An 18,828-nucleotide genomic window follows, 5' to 3' on the forward strand; every position below is an offset into this window, starting at 1 on the left:
GAGGGGGAAACGAAAGGGACTGCACTGCCGCGTCGATCAAGGGGACGGCGTTTCGACCTTGTCGCCGGATTTCGCACCTTCGGGCGGCGCCAGCGCAACGCGCTCGCCGGCGCTGATGCCGCTGAGCACCTGGCGCGAGGTGGACATGGTCTGGCCCAGGGTGACCTTGCGTTCCTCCAGGCGACCGTCCTTGACCACGTAGGCGAGCGACCCCTGGTCGCCCTGCCGGATCGCTTCGGCCGGCACGAGTACGCCGGGCAGCGGCTTGGCCTCGGCCTGGGCATCGGGCTTGGCATCGGTCTTGAACGCGACGCGCGCGCCCATGTCGGGGACGATGCGTGCATCCTTGGCGTCCATGCCGATGCGCACCTTGACCGTGGCCTTGCTGCGGTCAGCGGTAGGAATGATGGCGATGACCTTGCCCGGGATTTTCCAGTCCGGATAGGCGTTCAAGGTGCTTTCCACCGGCTGGCCCGGCTGCACCCGGCCGATGTAGGACTCGTTCACGTCGACTTCGATTTCCAGCGAATTCATGTCGACGATGGTGCCGATGCCGGTGCGGGTGAAGCCGCCGCCGGCCGACATGGGCGAGACGATTTCGCCGGGCTGCGCCGCCTTCACCGTGACCATGCCGGAAAACGGTGCCTTGACCACCGTGTTGTCGAGATTGACCTGGGCCATGGCGACGCCGCTGTCGGCCACGGCGATCTGGCGTTCCTGCGCAACGATGCGGGCGCGCAGCGCGGCTACGTCGGTCGCGGCATTTTCGCTGGCCTGCTGGCTGGTGAGCTTGCGGGCGACCAGATCCTGCTGGCGCTTCAGGTCGCGCTCGGCGCGAACCAGTTGCACCTTGTGCTCGGCCAGCTGGGCCTTGGCCGCATCGAGCTGGGTGCGCGACTGGTCGAGCTGGGCCTGCGCATCGACCGGGTCCAGCCGCGCCAGCACCTGGCCCTCTTCGACGCGCTGGCCTTCTTCGATAAGCACTTCGGCGACACGGCCGGTAACCTTGGAAGAAACCGTGGCCTGGCGCCGTGCGGTGACATAACCGCTGGCGTCCAGTACCGAGGCATTGGCGCTGGCGACCGCAGTAACCGGCTGCGCCACGGCCGTCTTGAGCACCCAGGTGGTGCCGCGGCCCAGTACCAACCAGACCGCCGCGCCGATCACGCCCAGCGCAATCAAACCGATAAGAATCCAGCGGCCCTTGCCGGACGGCGCCGGTTCCGCCGCGCTGCGATCGATGCGCAGCCGATTGAGCATTTCCGTGTTGTCCACGATTCCACCATGTGCTGCGGGAAGGCGCTGCACGCGAGCGGGGCTGTCCGCTCGCCGCAACGACGAAGTGTGCCATAGACTGCGCGAACGACTGCGCCGCCAAAAGAGCGGTCGATCAGGATTTGGAGGTGACAGGTGTCAGACCACTCCGCAGCGGCCGGCTATTCCGGCAAACCCTTGTCGCAGAAATTAGGACTGAAGGCGGGCTTGCGCCTGCGCCTGTATCAGGTGCCGGACAATTACGCCGAATTGACTGCGTTCGATCTGGCCAGCTGCCGCGTGCTCGCGCGCGCTGGCGAGTTTGATTTCGGCCATGCCTTCGTGCGCTCGCGCGCAGAGCTGGCCCAGGCGCTGCAAACGCTGGACGGCCACCTGCACGACAAAGGCATGCTGTGGATTTCCTGGCCGAAGAAGGCCTCGAAAATTCCCTGTGACATGAGCGAGGACAGCGTGCGTGAACTGGCCCTGCCGCGCGGCCTGGTCGATACCAAGGTCTGCGCCGTCGATGCGATCTGGAGTGGACTGAAGCTGGTACGCCGGCTCAGCGAACGCGGCTGACGTCGCGCCGCGGCCCCGGGCTCAGCGGCCGCTGTATTTTTCGCTGGGACGCTTGCCCAGCGCCTTGTTCGGTGTCTTGGCTTCGCTTTTTCGCTTGAGCTGCGCTTCCAGGTTGCTGGCCTGGGTCTGCAGTTCATCGCGCAATTTTTGATAACTGGCAAAACGCTCTTCATCCAGTTCACCGCTTTGCAACGCGGCGCGCACGGCACAGCCGGGCTCGGACTGGTGCGCGCAATCGCCGAAGCGGCATTGCATGGCCAGGCTGTCGATGTCGGCAAACTGGCCGGCCTGCAGGTCTTCCTCGCCGGTAAGCTTGAGTTCGCGCATGCCCGGCGTGTCGATCAGGCAGCCGCCCTGGGGCAGCGCAATCAGCGCGCGGAAGGTCGTGGTATGACGGCCACGACTGTCGTTCTGGCGCACGCTGTTGGTCGCCATGCGCTGTACCCCGAGCAGGGTATTGGTCAGGGTCGACTTGCCCACGCCGGACGAGCCGACCACGACCGCGGTGCGGCCAGGGCCGAGATAACGGTGCAGCACGGCAACGCTCTGCGCGTCCTTGGCATTGACCGGATGCACGATGATGTCGGGCGGCAATACCTCGGCCACATCGGTCATCACGGCGTCGATGTCTTCATGGCTGTCCGCCTTGGTCAGCACGACGACGCATTGCGCGCCGGACGCCTGGATCAGGGCGAGGTAGCGTTCCAGCCGGCGCGGATTGAAATCGCCGTCCAGCCCCATCAGCACCAGCACGCTGTCGACATTGGTAGCGATGAGCTGGCGCTGGTAGCGCTCGCCGGCGGCGGCGCGCGACAGGGTTGCATGGCGTGGCAGCAGTACTTCGATCAGCGGTGGCTTGCCGGGTTTCAGCAGGACGAAATCGCCGACGGCGGGGCGCTCGGTCGGATCGAGGCTACGCTTGAGAAAGCGCGGCGCCGGCTGCACGGTAAACTCATTTTCGCCGTCGTGGACAACGTAGCCGTTACGGTGCTGGATGATGACGCGGGCCGGCAGGTAGTCGGCGGCGTCATCGGGCAGGTTGATCGCATCGCTCCAGCCGACGATGGCCAGGCGTGCCAGGGTTTCAGGGGTGAGCATGCGCGGATTGTAGCGGTGTTCGCTGCCGCGCCGGACAGCGGCTTGCGGCAGCGAACACGGATACGCCTGGCGATACAGCTATCAGCGCTTGGCCACCGTCTCGGGAACTTCCGCTGCACGCAGCGTCTGCACTTCGGCACCTTCGCTCAGTGCGCTCTGGCCGGCGACCACCACGTCGGCGCCCGGACTCAGGCCCTGCAACACCTGCACCTTGTTGCCGGCTTCGTAGCCGAGGTTGACCGTGACGCGCTGAGCCTTGTTGTCGCGGATCACGTAGACGCTGGTATCGCGATCGCCGCTGAGCAGGGCGGTCTTGGGTATCAGGATCGCGGCGGCGACATTGTCATAGGTGACGTCCAGTCGCGAGAACAGGCCCGGGCGCAGCTTGCCGCTGCTGTTGTCGACGGCGACGACGATGTCGACCGTGCCGCTGGCCGCGTCGACCACCGGACTGACGCGCTCGACTTCGGCGGCGAAGGTCTGCTCGGGCAAGGCATCCGCCCGGTAGCTGACCAGTTGGCCCGGCTTGAGCGCGGCGCTGGCGCGTTCGGGCACGCGCAGGCGGGCTTTCAGCTCGCGGAAATCGGCCATCTCGAACGCGACCTCATTCATCTTGAGCAACTGGCCCTGCTTGACCCAGCGCCGCGTAATCACACCGTCGAACGGCGCGACAACCGCGCATTTGGACAGGCTCAGCCGCGCCATGTCGACTTCGGCCTTGCGCGTGGCCAGGTCGGATTTGTTCTGTTCGTAGGCGTTGCGTGCAATCAGCTGGCGCTGGAACAGGTTCTCGTTGCGTGCGTCCTGGTGCTTGAGGCGCTCCAGCTCGGCCTCAGCCTGGCGCAACAGCACGCTGTGGCGTTCCGCATCGAGCTTGGCCAGCACCTGGCCTTTGCGCACGAACTGGCCTTCCTCGGCCCCCAGCGACAACACCACGCCGCCGATTTCGCTGACGACCTTGGCTTCGCGTTCGGCCTCCAACGTCGCCGTACCGGCATAGCTGGCGCTGATATCGCCCTGGGCAACCGTGGCCACCTCGACCGGAATCACCTCGGCCTTGGGCTTCTCCGCCTCGGCCACGGGCTTGGACTGGGCTTCGGCCTTGCCGGCACAGCCGGTCAGCAACGGCGTCGCTGCAGCGGCCGAGAGCAGGAGCAAGGAGGCAAACACGGAGGTTTTCATGAGGATCTCTATCGAGATAGTGTTGTAGCAGACTACAACACCAACACTGGTGGGTCAAGCGCATCCTACGGAGTCACCCGGGTCGTCACATCTGCCGGTCGGACCAGTGACTTTCAGCTGAAACGCAGGGTTCGGCGATCTAGATGCAGTCTGGCGCCAAAAAGTTGCGCCCCTGTGCCGGTTTTCCACCAGCGTCCGACGCAACGCAGCAAATAGCCCGCCATTTGCCACGAAAGTTACCCATGGTTGTTTGGACATTCGCCAATCTGCCGCTAGGATGCGGCGACCCGACCAGGACCTACCGCAATGCCGCAGCGCACAGTGCCCGTCAGTTCCCGTCTCGGCGACGTTCGTTACGAGATCCGCGGGGCCCTGTCACGCCGCGCCCGCGAGCTCGAGGCCGAAGGCCGCCAGATCATCCGCCTGAATATCGGCAACCCCGGCCTGTTCGGCTTCAGCGTACCGGCACATGTGCGTGCCGCGGTGGAATCGCACCTGGACCGCAGCGAAGCCTATTGTCACCAGCAAGGCCTGCAGCCGGCCCGCGAAGCAATTGCTGAACGCGAGCAGGCGCGCGGCGCATTCGGCGCCCATGCGGATAACGTCTTCATCGGCAACGGCGTGTCGGAACTGATCGACCTCACCCTGCGCGCCCTGCTCAACAGCGGCGAGGAAGTGCTGCTGCCCAGTCCCGACTACCCGCTGTGGAGCGCCGCCACCGTGCTCAACGGCGGCCGTCCGCGCTATTACCCCTGTCCAGCCAGCCGTGGCCATCTGCCCGACCCGGACGAGATCGAAGCCCTGATCACGCCGCGCACGCGCGCCCTGGTCCTGGTCAACCCGAACAATCCGACCGGCGCGACCTATCCGCGCGAACTGCTGCAGGCACTGGTGCAGGTGGCCGAACGGCACCGGCTACTGCTGCTGTCGGACGAGATCTACGACAACATTCTTTACGACGGCGCCGAGTTTCATCCGCTGGCCGCGCTGGCCGGCGAGACGCCATGCATCACCTATAGCGGCCTGTCCAAGATGTATCGCGCCTGCGGCTACCGGGTAGGCTGGATCAGCCTGTCCGGCACACCGTCGCGGCTGACCGAATTCCGCACCGCGCTCGACCTGCTGTCAGCGCTGCGCCTGTGTGCGAATGTGCCGACCCAGTGGGGCATCGCTCCCGCGCTGGACGGGCCGGACACCATGGCTGAACTGGTTGGCCCCGGCGGACGCCTGCACGCGACGCGCCAGGCCATGCTCGACGGGGTCGCACAGAGCGAATTCCTCGATGTGGTGGCACCGCAGGGCGCGCTGTATGCGTTCCCGGCCGTACGTACCGAACAGATGGATGCGTTCGACGACGAAGATTTCGCCCTCGACCTGCTGCAAAGCGAAAGCGTGCTGGTGGTGCCGGGTACCGGCTTCAACATCCGCGAACGCAACCATTTCCGCCTGACCCTGCTGCCGCAGGCCGACGAAATGGCCGAGGTCTTCCTGCGCATCGAGCGCTGCCTGCAGCGCCAGGCCGCGCGCTCCGGGCGCGCCCGCCATGTGGCCTGAGCTGTTGCTGGCCGGCGTACTCGCCGGCCAGACCGTGCAGATTCATGCCGGCAGCCTGCGTTTTCTCGCCCTGGGCGACTCGTATTCAGTCGGCGAAGGCGTGGCCGCGGCGCAGTGCTGGCCGCGCCAGCTGGCCCAGCGCCTGCGCGCCGACGGTGTCGACCTCGGCGATCCGCAGATCGTCGCCACTACCGGCTGGACCACCGACGAGCTGTCCGCCGGCATGGATGCGGCGACGCTGGTGCCACCGTACGATCTTGTCACTTTGTCCATTGGTGTAAATAACCAATACCGCGGCCGCGACACTGACAACTACCGGCGTGAATTCGCTGCATTGCTGCAGCGAGCCATTGCGCTGGCCGGCCTGCGCCCGCAGCGCGTGGTCGTGGTGTCGATTCCGGACTGGGGCGCAACCGCATTCGGCCAGGGCTCTGGCCGCGACACCGCCATGATCGCCGCCGAACTGGATGCGTTCAACGCGATCAACCGCGACGAAGCGCGCCGGCACAACGTGGCCTGGGCCGACGTCAGCGCCATTTCGCGCCGCGCCGGCAGCCAGGCCAGACAACTGGCCGAGGACGGCCTGCACCCGTCGGGCGCGCAATACACGGCCTGGCTGAGCCAGATCCAGCCGCTGGCGCAGACCGCGCTGTCATCGCCCTGACCCACGGCGGCAACGCCGCGGAGACATTCCACCCATAGCCTTTGCACGGCTTGGCTACCGGTGTGTGCCGTGGACCGCCTGCGTTTCCGCAGCATCTTCATTTCCGATGTGCATCTGGGCACGCGCGACTGCCGTGCCGATTTCCTGCTCGATTTCCTGCGCTCGACACGCTGCGAACACCTGTATCTGGTCGGCGATATCATCGACCTGGAAGCGATGGAACAGACGCCTTACTGGCCGTCCCGGCACAGCGAGGTGCTGGCCGAGTTTCTCGATATTGCCGCCCAGGGCACGGCCGTCACGTATATCCCGGGCAATCACGACTGTCGTTTCCGCGGCATGGCCGGCCAGCGCATCGGCGCCATCGAGGTGGCGCTGGATGCGATCCACACCACCGCCGACGGCAAGCGCCTGCGTGTCAGTCACGGCGACGAGTTCGATCCGGAACACCAGGGCAAAACCTGGCTGGTCTGGTTCGGCGACTACGCGCATCGCTTCATACGCCTGGCCAACCGCGGCCTGAATGCCCTGCGCCGGCGCCTGCGCCTGCCCTATTTCGCCCTGACCATCCTGGCCAAGTCGCGCATTGCCAAGGCGCTGGCGTATATCCGCAACTACGAAATCCTTGCCACCAGCCGCGCCCGCGAGCTAGGCCTGGACGGGCAGATTTGTGGTCATATCCACTTTGGCGCCATGCGCGAACACGACGGCGTGCTGTACCTCAACGACGGCGACTGGGTCGAGCACTGCACCGCCCTGGTCGAGCATATGGACGGTACGCTGGAGCTGCTGCACTGGAGCGAGCGCCGTGCCGCGCTGATGCGCGCTGGTGCGGGTGAGCGCAAGCCGCAGGTACAGCCGATTCCGGCCTGGGCGCAGGTGCTCAACGCCCGCGCCTGAGCCGCGGGCGGATCGACCCAAGCCGATCCGCCCGTCTGCGGTCTACAGGATTTCCGTCACCGTCACCGCCACGGTAGCCGTCACTTCATGGCCGTGGTCGTCGGTGATGGTGTAGCGGATGTAGCCCAGGCCGTTGGTGCCGTGCACGTGCTGGAAGCGGATGCTGCCGTCGGGGTTGATGGTCAGCGTGGCCTGGTGCGGGCCGAGGTTTTCCACTGCGATCACGCGCAAGGTGTCGCCGTCCGGATCGCTGTCGTTGGCCAGCACGGGGAAATCCGCGCCGCCGCCCTTGATGACGCCGAAAGCGTCGTCGCGCGCCAGCGGCGGCCGGTTGCCACCGCCGCCGTCGCCGACCGTCACGCTGACCGTCGCCGTCGCACTGCCGCCGCGGCCGTCGCTGACCGTATAGCTGAAGCTGTCGACGCCTTCGAAGCCCGCCACCGGCGTGTAGGTGACGCTGCCGTTGCTGTTGCGCACCACCGTGCCGTGCGCCGGCGTGCCGACGGCGCCGATGCTCAGGCTGTCGCCGTCCGGATCGCTGTCGTTGCCCAGTACGTTGACCGTCACCGGCGTCGCCGCGGCCGTGCGCGCGCTGTCGTTGACCGCGACCGGAGGACGGTTGCCCGCGTCGCCGATGGTCACCGTCACCGTGGCCGTATCGCTGCCGCCATAGCCGTCGCTGATGCTGTAGGTGAAGGTATCCGTGCCGACATAGCCTGCTGCCGGCGTATAGGTGACGCCGGCGCTGCTGAAGCTGGCGGTGCCATGCGCCGGTGGCGTGATGCCAGTGACACTGAGCGCGTCGTTTTCCGGATCGGTATCGTTGGCCAGTACGGCAATCGGCGTGGCCGCCGCGTCGCGGGCGACGGTGATGCTGTCGTCGTTCGCGTTCGGAGCGGTATTGGCGAACTGGCGCGGGCCCAGCGCCGTGGCGGTGGAACTGCGCTCGAAGCGGTAAACGTCGACCGTGCGCTTGTGCTGGGCCGGATTGCGCAGCGCGCGTTCGATCCAGGCGGCGGGTGCCGCCACCGGCTCACGCTTCCATTCCACTTTCGATTCCGCGGCTGGCGCCGGTGCCGGTGCCGGTGTGGTGGATTCCTCGACGGTGAGGAATTCGATGTCGACACGGCGGTTCTTCTGCCGGTTCGCCGGCGTGTCGTTGGGGAAGCTCGGATTGAGTTCGCCCTCGCCGCGCGTGTCGATCTGCTCGGCCGGCACGCCGCGCGACAGCAGATAGGCCTTGGCACTGGCGGCGCGGCGTTCGGACAGGCCCTGGTTGTAGGCCACGCTGCCGACGCTGTCGGTATGCCCGGTGATCAGGATGCGGCTGACGCGGCTGTTGCCGTTGAGACGCGCCAGCAGCTCGTCCAGCGCGGCGCGGGCATCGGCACGCAGGTCGTCCTGGTCGAAATTGAAGAAGGCGTCGCCGTCCAGCTTCACCTCGTTGCGCACCAGCGTCGGCGCTGCACTGGCGGCTGCCGCCGCCGGTGCGGGCGCCGGCGCCACCACTTCGACCAGGCGATACGGTTCGCGCGGACGGTAGCTCTGGCCGAACTCATAGCGCAGGCTGAGCCAGCCGCGCGTGTCGTTCTTGTCGAGCTCGAAGTCACCGGATTTCTTCAGTTGCTCGCCGTCCAGCGACAGGCTCCAGCCGGTATTGCGGAAATACTTGTCCACGCCCAGCGACAGGGTGAGCTGGTCGGAGTTGTATTTGCCGCGCTCGTAGTCGAGACCGCCGCGCAGGCGCCAGAGCGAGTTGTCGAAATACTGGCCCAGACGCACGCCGATGCCATGTTCGTACGGATGCTCGAACGCGTCGGTGACCACCGTCGTGGTCTGCAGCTGAGTATACGAATGACCATTTTCCACACCACTCAATGTGGCCGTGCTCACGTCGGTGTCGCTACCGACGAAGCGGCTGCCGCTGATCGCGCCCGACAGATAGCCATCGACGAAGAAATCGTTCTTCTGGTAGCCCACGCCCAGAGTTGCCTTGCGATCGTTCCAGATGTTCTGGTCGACGGCGACGAAGGCCTTGGCCACACGCACCGAATCGGGGTTGTCGATGGTGTCCTGGCGGGTCTTGCCGCCGAGCAGCCAGTGGTAGTCGAACTGCACGCCGCCGGCGCCGTGCTCGGCCAGCCAGAGCTGGCCTATCCAGGCCGAGTCGCCGTCGAAGCCGAAGATGCCCAGCGCCTCGCCGTTGATATCGCCGTCTTCGTTCACGCCGAGACTGACGCGGGCATTGGCGCCGACATAGGTCAGCGGAATGCTCGGATCGTTGACCGCCGGTTTGGGCGTGGCGCCGTTCTCCTGCGCATGGGCGGTAGCGGACAAGGCAAGGGCAATGCTCAGGGCGAGCAGCGAGCGGCGCATACGATTTCTCCAGGTTCCATGGATTCAGGGCAAAGCAGAGCGGCGCGATTATTACCCAAGCGTTGCAGCGCAAATATCCGGAGAAGTCACAAGGAAACGTGAAAAAACCCGGATTGCGATCGGCTTCGTGCTGTCCAGCCACCACCGTATGTGTTTTTTTGACGCAGCACTAGGGAAAAACCCCCGGCAGATCGGGCTTTCAGACGCGGCCGGGCGCTGCCAGGCGACGCCACAACGGTGCTTGCGACACTCTTGCCGCCGCGCCGCGGCGCCCGCATATCCCCGGCGCTATCATTCGCTCCTGACTCTGACTCCCGGACTGCCATGAATCTCGATCCCGCCACCCGCTCCCGCATCGATGCCGTGCTCGGCAGCAACCGCATCGTGCTGTTCATGAAAGGCACCCGCAACGCGCCGCGCTGCGGCTTTTCCGCCGGCACGGTCGGCATTCTCAACGGCCTGATCGACGACTACCTCAGCGTCGACGTACTGGCCGATGCGGAAATCCGCGAAGGCATCAAGGCCTATGGCAACTGGCCGACCATTCCGCAGCTCTACGTCGACGGCGAACTGATCGGCGGCGCCGATATCGTCGCCGGCATGGCAAACTCCGGCGAGCTGCACGAGCTGCTAGGCCTGGCCAAGCCCGACCGCACACCGCCGACCATCACCATTACCGACTCCGCCGCCGAAGCCATGCGCGCCGGCCTGGCCGACAACGCCGGCGCCGCCCTGCACCTGACCATCGACGGCCGCTTCCAGGCACAGTTTTTCCTCGGCGAAGCCCAGGGCAGCGAAATCCGCGCCAGCGCGAACGGCATCGACATCCTGATGGACGTGGCCACGGCCCAGCGCGCCCGCGGCATCGTCATCGACTGGGTCGACTCGGTACAGGGCAGCGGCCTGTCCATCACCAATCCGAACGCGCCTGCCGCGGTGCAGTCGCTGGATGTGCAAGGCCTGAAAGCACGCCTGGACGCCGGCAGCATCCGCGTGATCGACGTACGCCCGGCCGCCGACCGTGCGCTGGCGCCGTTTCCCGCCGCGCAAATTCTGGACGAAGACAGCCTGCCGCAGCTGGCGGCACTGCCCAAGGACGAACCGCTGGCCTTCCTTTGCCATCATGGCAATTCCAGCCGCAGCGCCGCCGAGCATTTCCGCGGCCTGGGCTTCCGCCAGGTATTCAATGTGGAAGGCGGCATCGACGCCTGGTCGCGCCAGATCGACAGCTCGGTTCCACGCTACTGAGCAATGCCGCCACCGCCGCGGCTTGATGCCGCGGCCGTCGAGGCGGCTTTTTTCGAACGGTTCCGGAAGGCTTTGTAGCAAAACTTTCATCTGTTGCAATGAACGGCAATCGCCAGCGGAGATACGCCAGCGTCGGCACGGCAGATGCATAAGCCGCTGCTATACTCGGCCGCACTTCACGGAAATGGCGACGGCATCACAGTCGCCCCGTGGTTACCTGCGGCAACAGGGAGACACTCGATGCGCGCAGCGGTAGTCGCGATCGCAATGGCGGTCTTGCTTACGGGGTGTGGCGGCGGCCGCGAGATGGCCGCGGCCAGGGCCTGCGAATCGGCGGTCAAGCAGAAGCTGGCCGGCCGCACCTTCGATCTGAACCTGAACGATATGGCCGCCACGGCCAAGGCCGAAGGCGGCGACATTCTCTATCTCGCCTCGACCGTGGTGTTCGACAAGGGTCTGACCAGCGAATACAAGCAGACCATGGACTGCAAGGTCCGCTTCGAGGCCGACAAGGAACCCTCGGTCATCCTGCTCCAGTTCAACTGGAGCATGGACGCCATCAAGAAGAACTGAAAAACAAAAGCCCCCGACGGGGCCTTTGCCTGTCTTCAATGCATGCCGCGCACCCGGTGATCGCACCGCATTGCCGCTAGAACCGCAGATGCTTGACCGACTGCCCTTCGTCGCGGATTTCCTTCAGCGCGTCGATGCCGATGCGGATCTGCGCCTCGACGAATTCGCCGGTGACCTTGCGGTCGCTTTCCTCGGTCTTCACGCCTTCGGGAATCATCGGCTGGTCCGACACCAGCAGCAGCGCGCCGGTGGGGATCTTGTTGGCGAAGCCGACGCTGAACACCGTCGCCGTTTCCATGTCGATGGCCATGCAGCGCGTGCGCCGCAGGTACGACTTGAACGCGTCGTCGTGTTCCCAGACGCGGCGGTTGGTGGTGTAGACGGTGCCGGTCCAGTAGTCACGGCCGTGGTCGCGCACGGTGGAGGAAACCGCACGCTGCAGCGTGAACGCCGGCAGGGCCGGCACTTCGGGCGGGAAATAGTCGTTGGAAGTACCTTCGCCGCGCAGCGCGGCGATGGGCAGGATCAGGTCGCCCAGCTGGTTCTTCTTCTTCAGGCCACCACATTTGCCCAGGAACAGAACGGCCTTGGGCATGATCGCCGAGAGCAGATCCATGATGGTGGCGGCGGTAGGGCTGCCCATGCCGAAATTGATGATGCTCAGCCCGTCGGCATGGGCGCTGGGCATGGCCTTGTCGCGACCGCGAACTTCTACACCATGCCACTGTGCAAACAATTCCACATAATTGCTGAAGTTGGTCAGCAGGATGTACTTGCCGAACTCCTCCAGCGCTACTCCGGTATAACGCGGCAGCCAGTTGCTGACGATTTCGTTCTTGTCTTTCATGCTTTCCCCGGTTTTTCCCGCGTGGCAGGACAGGGTTACCGGCGACGCCACGCCGGCGATGTTCTAGTTATAAGCCCGTGGATTCTAGCAGGGAGCAGGCGCTGCGGAAACGAAAGAAAACGCATGACGCCCCGCTACCCGCCCGCGCATCGCCCAGGGCTGAGGCACAAGCGCCGCCAGCCGCGCCATAATCGGCAGGCGCGAACCACAGGGCGGAGCTGCAATGGCGTCGGGCGCAATCGAAGTCCATCGGCACGATTCCGCCCTGGGGCAGTGGCAGGTCGCGCTGCGCCAGCCGCATGCCGCCCTGCGCGCCCACGTCGCCCAGCTTTGGCATGGCGCCGGCCAGGTCAGCTACCAGCGCGACCGCATCCTGCCGCAGGCGCGCAGCTACCTGCTGATCAACCTCGGACCACCGCAGTACATGTTCCTGCCCGGTCCTCCGGAGATTCGCGTCGTCTTCGATGACATCTGGTTCTCGGGCCTGTACGAGGGTCCGATCGAATGCGCCGCGCCGCAGGGCAGCGTACTGCTCGGCGTCGCGTTCAGCGCTGGCGGCGCGGCCAGCCTGCTGCCCTGGCCGCAGGCGGAACTGGCCAATCGCACCGGCCCGCTGCAGGATCTGCTCGGCCCCAGGGCCCGGCAGCTGCGCCAGCGCCTGCTGGAAACGCCGTCTGTTGCGCAGCGCCTCGATCTGGTCGAAGACTGGCTATTGGCGGCCTGCATCAGCGGCCGCAACGTACATCCGCTGGTGCATTGGGCCCTGGCCCGCCTCGCCGACAGCGCCGGCCGCGTACGCGCCGAAGCCTTGGCACGCGACGCCGGCTGCAGCCGCAAGCACCTGACGACCTTGCTCAGCCGCTCCGTCGGCCTGCCGCCGAAATCGCTCGCCCGGGTACTGCGTTTCCAGCACGTACTGGGCCGGCTGGGCAGGCAGGCGCCCGACTGGGCGCAGCTGGCCGCCGACGGCGGCTATTACGACCAGTCGCACCTGATCCGCGATTTCCAGCAGTTTTCCGGCCTCACTCCTGCCGCCTTCCTGCGTAGCGCCCAGCCCGATCCGGGCAGCGTCGTGGTGAGGTGACATTTTTCCAATACGCAACGGCAACAGCCCGATAGCGTAGACCCACCCCACCACTGCAGAGGAGTCGTGCGATGCCGCAAGTCAACTACTGGGCCGTGATCGCCGCCGCTGTCGCCGGCTTCGTGCTGGGCGGCCTATGGTATTCGCCGCTGCTGTTCGGCAAGGCCTGGCAGCGCGAAGTGGGCCTGAGCGACGAACAGCTCGCCCGCGGCAACATGGCGCGCATTTTCGGCCTGAGCTTCGTGCTCAGCCTGCTCGCCGCCTGGATGTTCGCGATATTCCTGGGGCCACGCCCGCCGATGGCGTTCGGCCTGGGCGCAGGATTTACCGCCGGCCTGTTCTGGGTCGCTTCCAGCTTCGGCACCAACTATCTGTTTGCGCGGCGCAGCCTCAAGCTGTTCCTGATCGACGGCGGCTACCATTCGCTGCAGTTCACCCTGATCGGGCTGATCCTCGCACTCTGGCACTAAACGGGATGCGTGCTTGCGCCACAGGCTGGGTGGCGCAGCACGGCAGCCAGTGCGGCAACGCCGCTGGCGTCTGCAACGCTCTTGCTGGCGTCAATCCACCTGGCGCGACACGGCCTCGCACCGCAGTATCGGCGCGGCCGTTTCGTCTCCACTGACCGCCGAGGATTGCATGCACGTCACCTGGTACTTCGATTTCATCTCGCCGTTCGCCTGGCTGCAGCTGCGCAAGGTGCTGGCCCTGCGCGAACGCATGGCGGTGCAGCCGGTGCCGATTCTGTTCGCCGCCGTATTGGACAAGCTCGGCCAGCTCGGCCCGGCGGAAATTCCGGGCAAGCGCGATTTCACTTACCGCTACGTCCACTGGCAGGCGCAGCGCCAGGGGCTGCCGCTGCGCTTTCCGCCGGCGCATCCGTTCAATCCGCTGCCGGTACTGCGTCTGTGCGTCGCCGCAGGCAACAGCTGGGAAGCGGTTGAAAAAATCTTTGTGCACATTTGGCAGGAGGGCAAGGCCGCCGACTCCGTCGACGCGCTGCGCGACCTCGGCCGGCAGCTGGGCCTGGACGATCTGGACACGGCCCTGGGCAGCGACGCGGTCAAGCAGGCCGTGCGCGCCAACACCGACGCCGCGCTCGCTGCCGGCGTATTCGGCGTGCCCACGCTGCGCCTGGACGAGCAGTTATTCTGGGGCGACGACGCCACCGGCATGGCGCTGGACTACCTGGCCGACCCGAACTGCTTCAATGCCGGCGAATACGCCAGAATTTCCACATTGCCACAAGCCGTACAACGCCGGCGCTAATACAAAGCGACGCAGGTTGGGGTAAGCCGCCAGGCGCACCCCACCATCGCGGCATATGAACCAGCGAAGCCCATGCCGAACGAATGTTCCTGCCGCCCGGACACAAGCAAAAGCGTTCCTTCGGCCCAGGCTTTTTGTTGCGGCATTAGCACGATGTTCGGGTGCGCCTGGCGGCTTACTCCAACCTGCGCCGCTGCGTCATGTCGCATATCGCGCCGCTTGCGCAGGGCGCGACGACCAACGCGACATGCGCCGAATCACGCCAGCTCCACCCGCAGCGCCGCCAGCGCCCGTTCGACCGCCGCCGCATCCACGTCCAGATGCGTCACCGCGCGGACGGTACGCGGGCCCATCTCGCCCATGCGCACGCCGCGCGCGAGCAGGCGGCTGCACAGCGCCGGCGCATCCAGCCCCTCGCGCGCGATGTCGAAATACACCAGGTTGGTCTGAACGCCGGCCAGGTCGATGCGCAGGCCCTCGATGGCGGCAATGCCTTGCGCCAGGGCCTGGGCATTGGCGTGATCGTCGGCCAGGCGCTGCACATGCTGGTCCAGCGCGTAGTCGCAGGCGGCGGCAATGATGCCGCTCTGGCGCATCGCACCGCCCCAGCGCAGCTTCAGGCGCAACGCTTCGTGGATAAAGCCTGCGCTACCCGCCAGTACGGCACCACCGGGCGTGCCCAGTCCCTTGGAGAAATCGATCCAGACCGAGTCGTAGCCGCGCGCATAGTCGGCCGCGGATACGCCGCTGGCGACAACGGCATTGAGCAACCGCGCCCCGTCCATGTGCGTAAGCAGGCCGTGGCCGTGGGCGATTGCGGCAATTTCGTCCAGCTGCGCCAGCGGCCAGATCGTGCCGCCGCCGAGATTGGCGGTCTGCTCCACTTCGACCAGGCGCTGGCGCGGGGCGTAAGGCCGGTCCGGACGCAGTGCCGCCTGCAGCTGGGCGGCGCTGAAACGGCCGCGGTCGCCGGGCAGACTGTGCAGCATCACGCCGGCCAGGGCAGCAGGGCCGCCGCCTTCGAAACCGAACAGATGGCAGCTGGCATCGCAGATCACCTCGTCGCCAGGACGGCAGTGCACGGCGAGTGCGATTTCATTGCACATGGTGCCCGAAGGCAGATAGATCGCTGCTTCCTTGCCGAGCAGGTTGGCACAGCGCTCGACCAGGCGATTGACGCTGGGGTCTTCGCCCGCGCGTTCGTCGCCGACCTCGGCATTGGCCATCACCTGGCGCATGGCGGCCGTAGGCCGGGTCTTGGTATCGCTGAAGAAATCGACAAAGGCAGACATGCATGGCTCCGGCGGCAAAGAAGCCAAGCATTGCGACAGCGGCCGCAGTATCGCAAGCGGTACGGCGGCGTAGAATCGGTCCCCATCATGAAACCCCTGCCCTATTGCCTGATCGTCCTGGCCGGCTGCGCCCTCGCCCAGTCCGGCGCCGCTGCTACCAATACCGGCTACCGCTGCACTGGCGCCAACGGCAGCGTGTCGTTCCAGGACAAGCCCTGCGCCGGCGGCCAGCAGAGCAAACCGTTCGAATACGACCGTACTGCAGCACCGCCCGGCGAAGGCGCCGCGCCGGCCGAGCCGGCACCGATTGAAGAAAGCCCGCCGCTGCAGAAACCGGCCATCTCCGCCGTACCGCCGCCGCGGCCACCGCCGCCGATCCTGTTCCGCTGCGTACGCGCCGACAACGAAAAGGTCTACTACAGCGAAACCGGCCAGACCCAGTCCTACCAAGTGCCGGCCGGCGTCGTCGGCTTGCCCGGCAGCCGGCTGGGCGACCAGGTACGCATGTCTGCGCCGGAGTCCAACCGTCCTGCGGTCGCAGCGCCGGGCGGCGCGGCCAGCATCGCCACCGCCTTCGTTACCGTGCAGGACCGCTGCGAGCAGCTCACCCCGGCCGAAGCCTGCCGCGCGCTGCGCGCGCAATTGGAAGAAAACCTCGACAAGCAGCGTCGTGCCGACAAGAGCGAGCGGCCGGGCCTGGAGGCCGAAGCCATCGCGCTGGTCGACAAACAGGCCGGCTGCTGACGCGAATTCGCGCAAAGCGGGCCGACGCCAGCACTGGCGCGGCCCGCAGCGATTTGTCCACAGGCTTGTACGCGCACTTGTCCCCAGCAGCTGTGGATAACAGCTTGCGGGATAATATAAATAAATATTTTGCAGCTTCGTACACCGGCACGAGAAGCAACTGAGCATTTTTTGCGCAATCCGTGCCGGCCCCGCACCAGCGCTGGCGCTGCGCCTACTGTGCACAGACTTGACCACACAGTTGTCCACAGGCGCTGTGGATAGCGCCCTGGCTGCTGGCGAAATACTACGCAAAGCGGGCGAGAACCAGCTGTCGCAAGGGCTGCAGCGATTCATCCACAGGCTTGTCCCAGGGGATTTCCACAGCTGCTGTGGACGAAGCAGTGCGCTTGCCGCCGCCGTGAAAAATGCTTATCCACAGCGTCGGCGAAAGCCGGCGCCGGCCAGCGCCCTGGCGAAAAATTCAGCAAAGCGGGCAAGAGCAAGCCAGCGCAAGGGCTGCAGCGTTTCATCCACAGGCTTGTTCCGGCAGATGTCCACAAGCGCTGTGGATGAAAAGATCCAGCGCGCAGCACCGCCGCAGCGCGCTGGCGAAAAACTACGCAAAGCGTGCCGCAGCGAGCCGCGGCAAGGCCTGCAGCATTTCATCCACAGGCTTGTTACGGGGGGTTTCCACAGGCCCTGTGGATGAAAGCGGCGAAGGGCTATCTCAACACAGCTGCAGCGGCGGCCGCGGCGCGTGGCGACGCTCGTGATCGATCAGCCAGCGCTTGATCGGCAGCCCGCCGCCGAAGCCGGTCAGGCTGCCGTTGCTGCCGATGACGCGGTGGCAGGGCACGACGATCGGCAGCGGATTCGCGCCATTGGCCGCGCCGACGGCGCGACTGGCAGCGGGCCGGCCGATGCGCAGCGCGAGTTCGCCGTAGCTGATCGTCTCGGCGCTGGGAATTTCGCACAGCGCATTCCAGACCTGGTGCTGGAACGGCGTGCCCTGGGCATCGCGCGGGAAGTCGAACGCCGTGCGCAGGCCGTCGAAATAATCGCGCAACTGCTGCGCCGCCCGGGCGAACAGCTGGCTGTCGCGGTCCAGGCCGGTCTCGGGCATGTTCGCCCGGCCGTTGCGCGGAAACTCGATGCGCCGTACGCCCTGCACACTGCCCAGCAACAGCAGCGGCCCTATCGGCGTTTCGACGATGTCATAGACCAGCATGCTGTCCATGCCTTCGCTGCCACCTGCCTTGCGCGCGTCCACTATCCTGCCGAGCGCCACAGCAGCAGTACCGCATAGGCGCGGTAAGGCCGCCAGGCCTGGCTCTGCTGTTCCAGCTCGCGCGCAGTCAAGGTGGTGCCCGGCTGCAGCACCTTGCGCAGCACGATGTCCGCGGCGGGAAACGCATCCATTTCGCGCAGCGCGCGCATGGCCATGTAGTGCGCGGTCCAGTCGCCGATGCCGCGCAATGCGGTGCAGCGTGCGACGAAACGCGCGAGAGGCTGGCTGCGCTCGAAATCCAGTTCGCCGGCGCTGACTGCCGCGGCCAGGCCTTGCAAGGTCGCAATGCGTGCGCCGGTCAGGCCCAGGCCGTCGAGATTGGCCGTGGCCAGCACATCGGCGGGCGGAAACAGGCTGTGGCAGGGCTCGTCCGCGCCGGCGCCGGGAATGCGCTGCGCATGCCGCGCCACCAGGCGGGCGGCCAGGGTGCGCGCCGCGGCAACAGTGATCTGCTGGCCCAGCACGGCGCGCACGCCGAGTTCGAACCCGTCCCAGCAGCCCGGTACGCGAATATCGCCATGCTGCGCCAGCAGCGCCGCCAGGCGCGGATCGCGCCCCAGTACACGGCGCAGGCGCGCTTGCGGCGCATCCAGGTCGAACAGCTCGCGCACGCGCGGCGCGGCGAACGCCACAGCGCTGCGATCGGCATGGCAGCACTCCAGCCAGCCCTGGCGCAGGTCGACCTGCAGCCAGCCCGGCTCGCCGTTGTATACAAAGCTACGCCGGTAGCCATCCTCGCCGACCGCTTCCACGCCGGGAATCGCGCGGCGCGCATAGAACGCCAGCACTGCGTCGACGGGATAGCGGCGCGGCAGGGCAAGGTCGATGCGTGCAGTCGGCGGGGGCATGGCCGCAGCATGGCCGGACGCTGTCATGCGCGCCATCCGTTTGTTG

At 66.3% G+C, this 18,828-nt stretch carries 18 protein-coding genes; 10 read left to right on the forward strand and 8 right to left on the reverse strand.

Annotation, left to right across the window (positions count from 1 at the left end; translation table 11 throughout):
• Positions 1-36: 36 nt before the first annotated feature.
• The gene (locus DFR29_RS02625; RefSeq protein WP_133817078.1) at positions 37-1,278 is read right to left on the reverse strand and encodes an efflux RND transporter periplasmic adaptor subunit; all 1,242 of its coding nucleotides are present in this window, start codon (positions 1,276-1,278) and stop codon (positions 37-39) included.
• 132 nt (positions 1,279-1,410) lie between these two features.
• On the opposite strand from DFR29_RS02625, the gene DFR29_RS02630 reads away from it, so the two are divergent.
• Complete coding sequence (locus DFR29_RS02630; RefSeq protein ID WP_133816989.1) at positions 1,411-1,833, forward strand: DUF3052 family protein; 423 nt, start codon at positions 1,411-1,413, stop codon at positions 1,831-1,833.
• A 21-nt stretch (positions 1,834-1,854) separates the two neighbouring features.
• Here DFR29_RS02630 and rsgA read toward each other — a convergent pair whose 3' ends face one another.
• Entirely contained in the window at positions 1,855-2,931 is a 1,077-nt protein-coding gene (rsgA, locus tag DFR29_RS02635; RefSeq protein ID WP_133816990.1) for a ribosome small subunit-dependent GTPase A, read from the reverse strand.
• An 81-nt stretch (positions 2,932-3,012) separates the two neighbouring features.
• The gene (locus DFR29_RS02640; protein WP_133816991.1) at positions 3,013-4,113 is read right to left on the reverse strand and encodes an efflux RND transporter periplasmic adaptor subunit; all 1,101 of its coding nucleotides are present in this window, start codon (positions 4,111-4,113) and stop codon (positions 3,013-3,015) included.
• 306 nt (positions 4,114-4,419) lie between these two features.
• Between DFR29_RS02640 and DFR29_RS02645 the strand changes: the two genes are divergently transcribed.
• The 3 genes from DFR29_RS02645 to DFR29_RS02655 all read left to right on the forward strand — a co-directional run bounded on the left by DFR29_RS02645 (position 4,420) and on the right by DFR29_RS02655 (position 7,231).
• Positions 4,420-5,667 (forward strand): aminotransferase class I/II-fold pyridoxal phosphate-dependent enzyme, encoded by a 1,248-nt coding sequence (locus tag DFR29_RS02645; protein WP_133816992.1) that lies wholly within the window; start codon positions 4,420-4,422, stop codon positions 5,665-5,667.
• Positions 5,657-6,331, forward strand: coding sequence for an SGNH/GDSL hydrolase family protein (locus DFR29_RS02650; RefSeq protein ID WP_133816993.1), 675 nt, complete (start codon positions 5,657-5,659; stop codon positions 6,329-6,331). Before DFR29_RS02645 ends, DFR29_RS02650 begins: the two co-directional genes overlap by 11 nt.
• A 69-nt stretch (positions 6,332-6,400) precedes the next feature.
• A complete protein-coding gene (locus tag DFR29_RS02655) occupies positions 6,401-7,231 on the forward strand; it encodes a UDP-2,3-diacylglucosamine diphosphatase (RefSeq protein ID WP_133816994.1) in 831 nt (276 codons plus the stop codon).
• A 42-nt stretch (positions 7,232-7,273) separates the two neighbouring features.
• On the opposite strand, the gene DFR29_RS02660 is transcribed toward DFR29_RS02655, so the two are convergent.
• A complete protein-coding gene (locus DFR29_RS02660) occupies positions 7,274-9,607 on the reverse strand; it encodes an Ig-like domain-containing protein (RefSeq protein WP_133816995.1) in 2,334 nt (777 codons plus the stop codon).
• A 324-nt stretch (positions 9,608-9,931) separates the two neighbouring features.
• Here DFR29_RS02660 and grxD point away from each other — a divergent pair, with 324 nt between their 5' ends.
• Entirely contained in the window at positions 9,932-10,855 is a 924-nt protein-coding gene (gene grxD, locus DFR29_RS02665) for a Grx4 family monothiol glutaredoxin (protein ID WP_133816996.1), read from the forward strand.
• Between the two features lie 240 nt (positions 10,856-11,095).
• On the forward strand, positions 11,096-11,428 hold the full coding sequence (locus tag DFR29_RS02670; protein WP_133816997.1) for a hypothetical protein: 333 nt from the start codon (positions 11,096-11,098) through the stop codon (positions 11,426-11,428).
• 76 nt (positions 11,429-11,504) lie between these two features.
• Here the strand turns inward: DFR29_RS02670 and DFR29_RS02675 are convergent, their stop codons facing one another.
• The gene (locus tag DFR29_RS02675) at positions 11,505-12,275 is read right to left on the reverse strand and encodes an AMP nucleosidase (protein ID WP_133816998.1); all 771 of its coding nucleotides are present in this window, start codon (positions 12,273-12,275) and stop codon (positions 11,505-11,507) included.
• Between the two features lie 223 nt (positions 12,276-12,498).
• Between DFR29_RS02675 and DFR29_RS02680 the strand changes: the two genes are divergently transcribed.
• The 3 genes from DFR29_RS02680 (at position 12,499) to DFR29_RS02690 (ending at position 14,628) form a co-directional block, all read left to right on the forward strand.
• Positions 12,499-13,359 (forward strand): helix-turn-helix domain-containing protein, encoded by an 861-nt coding sequence (locus tag DFR29_RS02680; RefSeq protein ID WP_133816999.1) that lies wholly within the window; start codon positions 12,499-12,501, stop codon positions 13,357-13,359.
• A gap of 71 nt (positions 13,360-13,430) precedes the next feature.
• Positions 13,431-13,829, forward strand: coding sequence for a DUF1761 domain-containing protein (locus tag DFR29_RS02685; RefSeq protein WP_133817000.1), 399 nt, complete (start codon positions 13,431-13,433; stop codon positions 13,827-13,829).
• Positions 13,830-13,998: 169 nt separating this feature from the next.
• Positions 13,999-14,628: a 2-hydroxychromene-2-carboxylate isomerase gene (locus DFR29_RS02690; RefSeq protein WP_133817001.1), complete on the forward strand. Its 630-nt coding sequence runs from the start codon at positions 13,999-14,001 to the stop codon at positions 14,626-14,628.
• Between the two features lie 257 nt (positions 14,629-14,885).
• On the opposite strand, the gene DFR29_RS02695 is transcribed toward DFR29_RS02690, so the two are convergent.
• Positions 14,886-15,920, reverse strand: a complete 1,035-nt coding sequence (locus tag DFR29_RS02695) for a threonine aldolase family protein (RefSeq protein WP_133817002.1) — start codon at positions 15,918-15,920, stop codon at positions 14,886-14,888.
• 87 nt (positions 15,921-16,007) lie between these two features.
• On the opposite strand from DFR29_RS02695, the gene DFR29_RS02700 reads away from it, so the two are divergent.
• Positions 16,008-16,664 carry a DUF4124 domain-containing protein gene (locus DFR29_RS02700; RefSeq protein WP_133817003.1) on the forward strand — a complete coding sequence of 219 codons (657 nt, stop codon included), beginning with the start codon at positions 16,008-16,010 and terminating at the stop codon, positions 16,662-16,664.
• A gap of 709 nt (positions 16,665-17,373) precedes the next feature.
• On the opposite strand, the gene DFR29_RS02705 is transcribed toward DFR29_RS02700, so the two are convergent.
• Positions 17,374-17,883 carry a methylated-DNA--[protein]-cysteine S-methyltransferase gene (locus tag DFR29_RS02705; RefSeq protein ID WP_133817004.1) on the reverse strand — a complete coding sequence of 170 codons (510 nt, stop codon included), beginning with the start codon at positions 17,881-17,883 and terminating at the stop codon, positions 17,374-17,376.
• A gap of 32 nt (positions 17,884-17,915) precedes the next feature.
• On the reverse strand, positions 17,916-18,809 hold the full coding sequence (locus tag DFR29_RS02710; protein WP_166653828.1) for a DNA-3-methyladenine glycosylase family protein: 894 nt from the start codon (positions 18,807-18,809) through the stop codon (positions 17,916-17,918).
• Positions 18,810-18,828: the final 19 nt, after the last annotated feature.

This window comes from Tahibacter aquaticus (genome assembly GCF_004363655.1).
Taxonomy (GTDB): Bacteria; Pseudomonadota; Gammaproteobacteria; order Xanthomonadales; family Rhodanobacteraceae; genus Tahibacter; species Tahibacter aquaticus.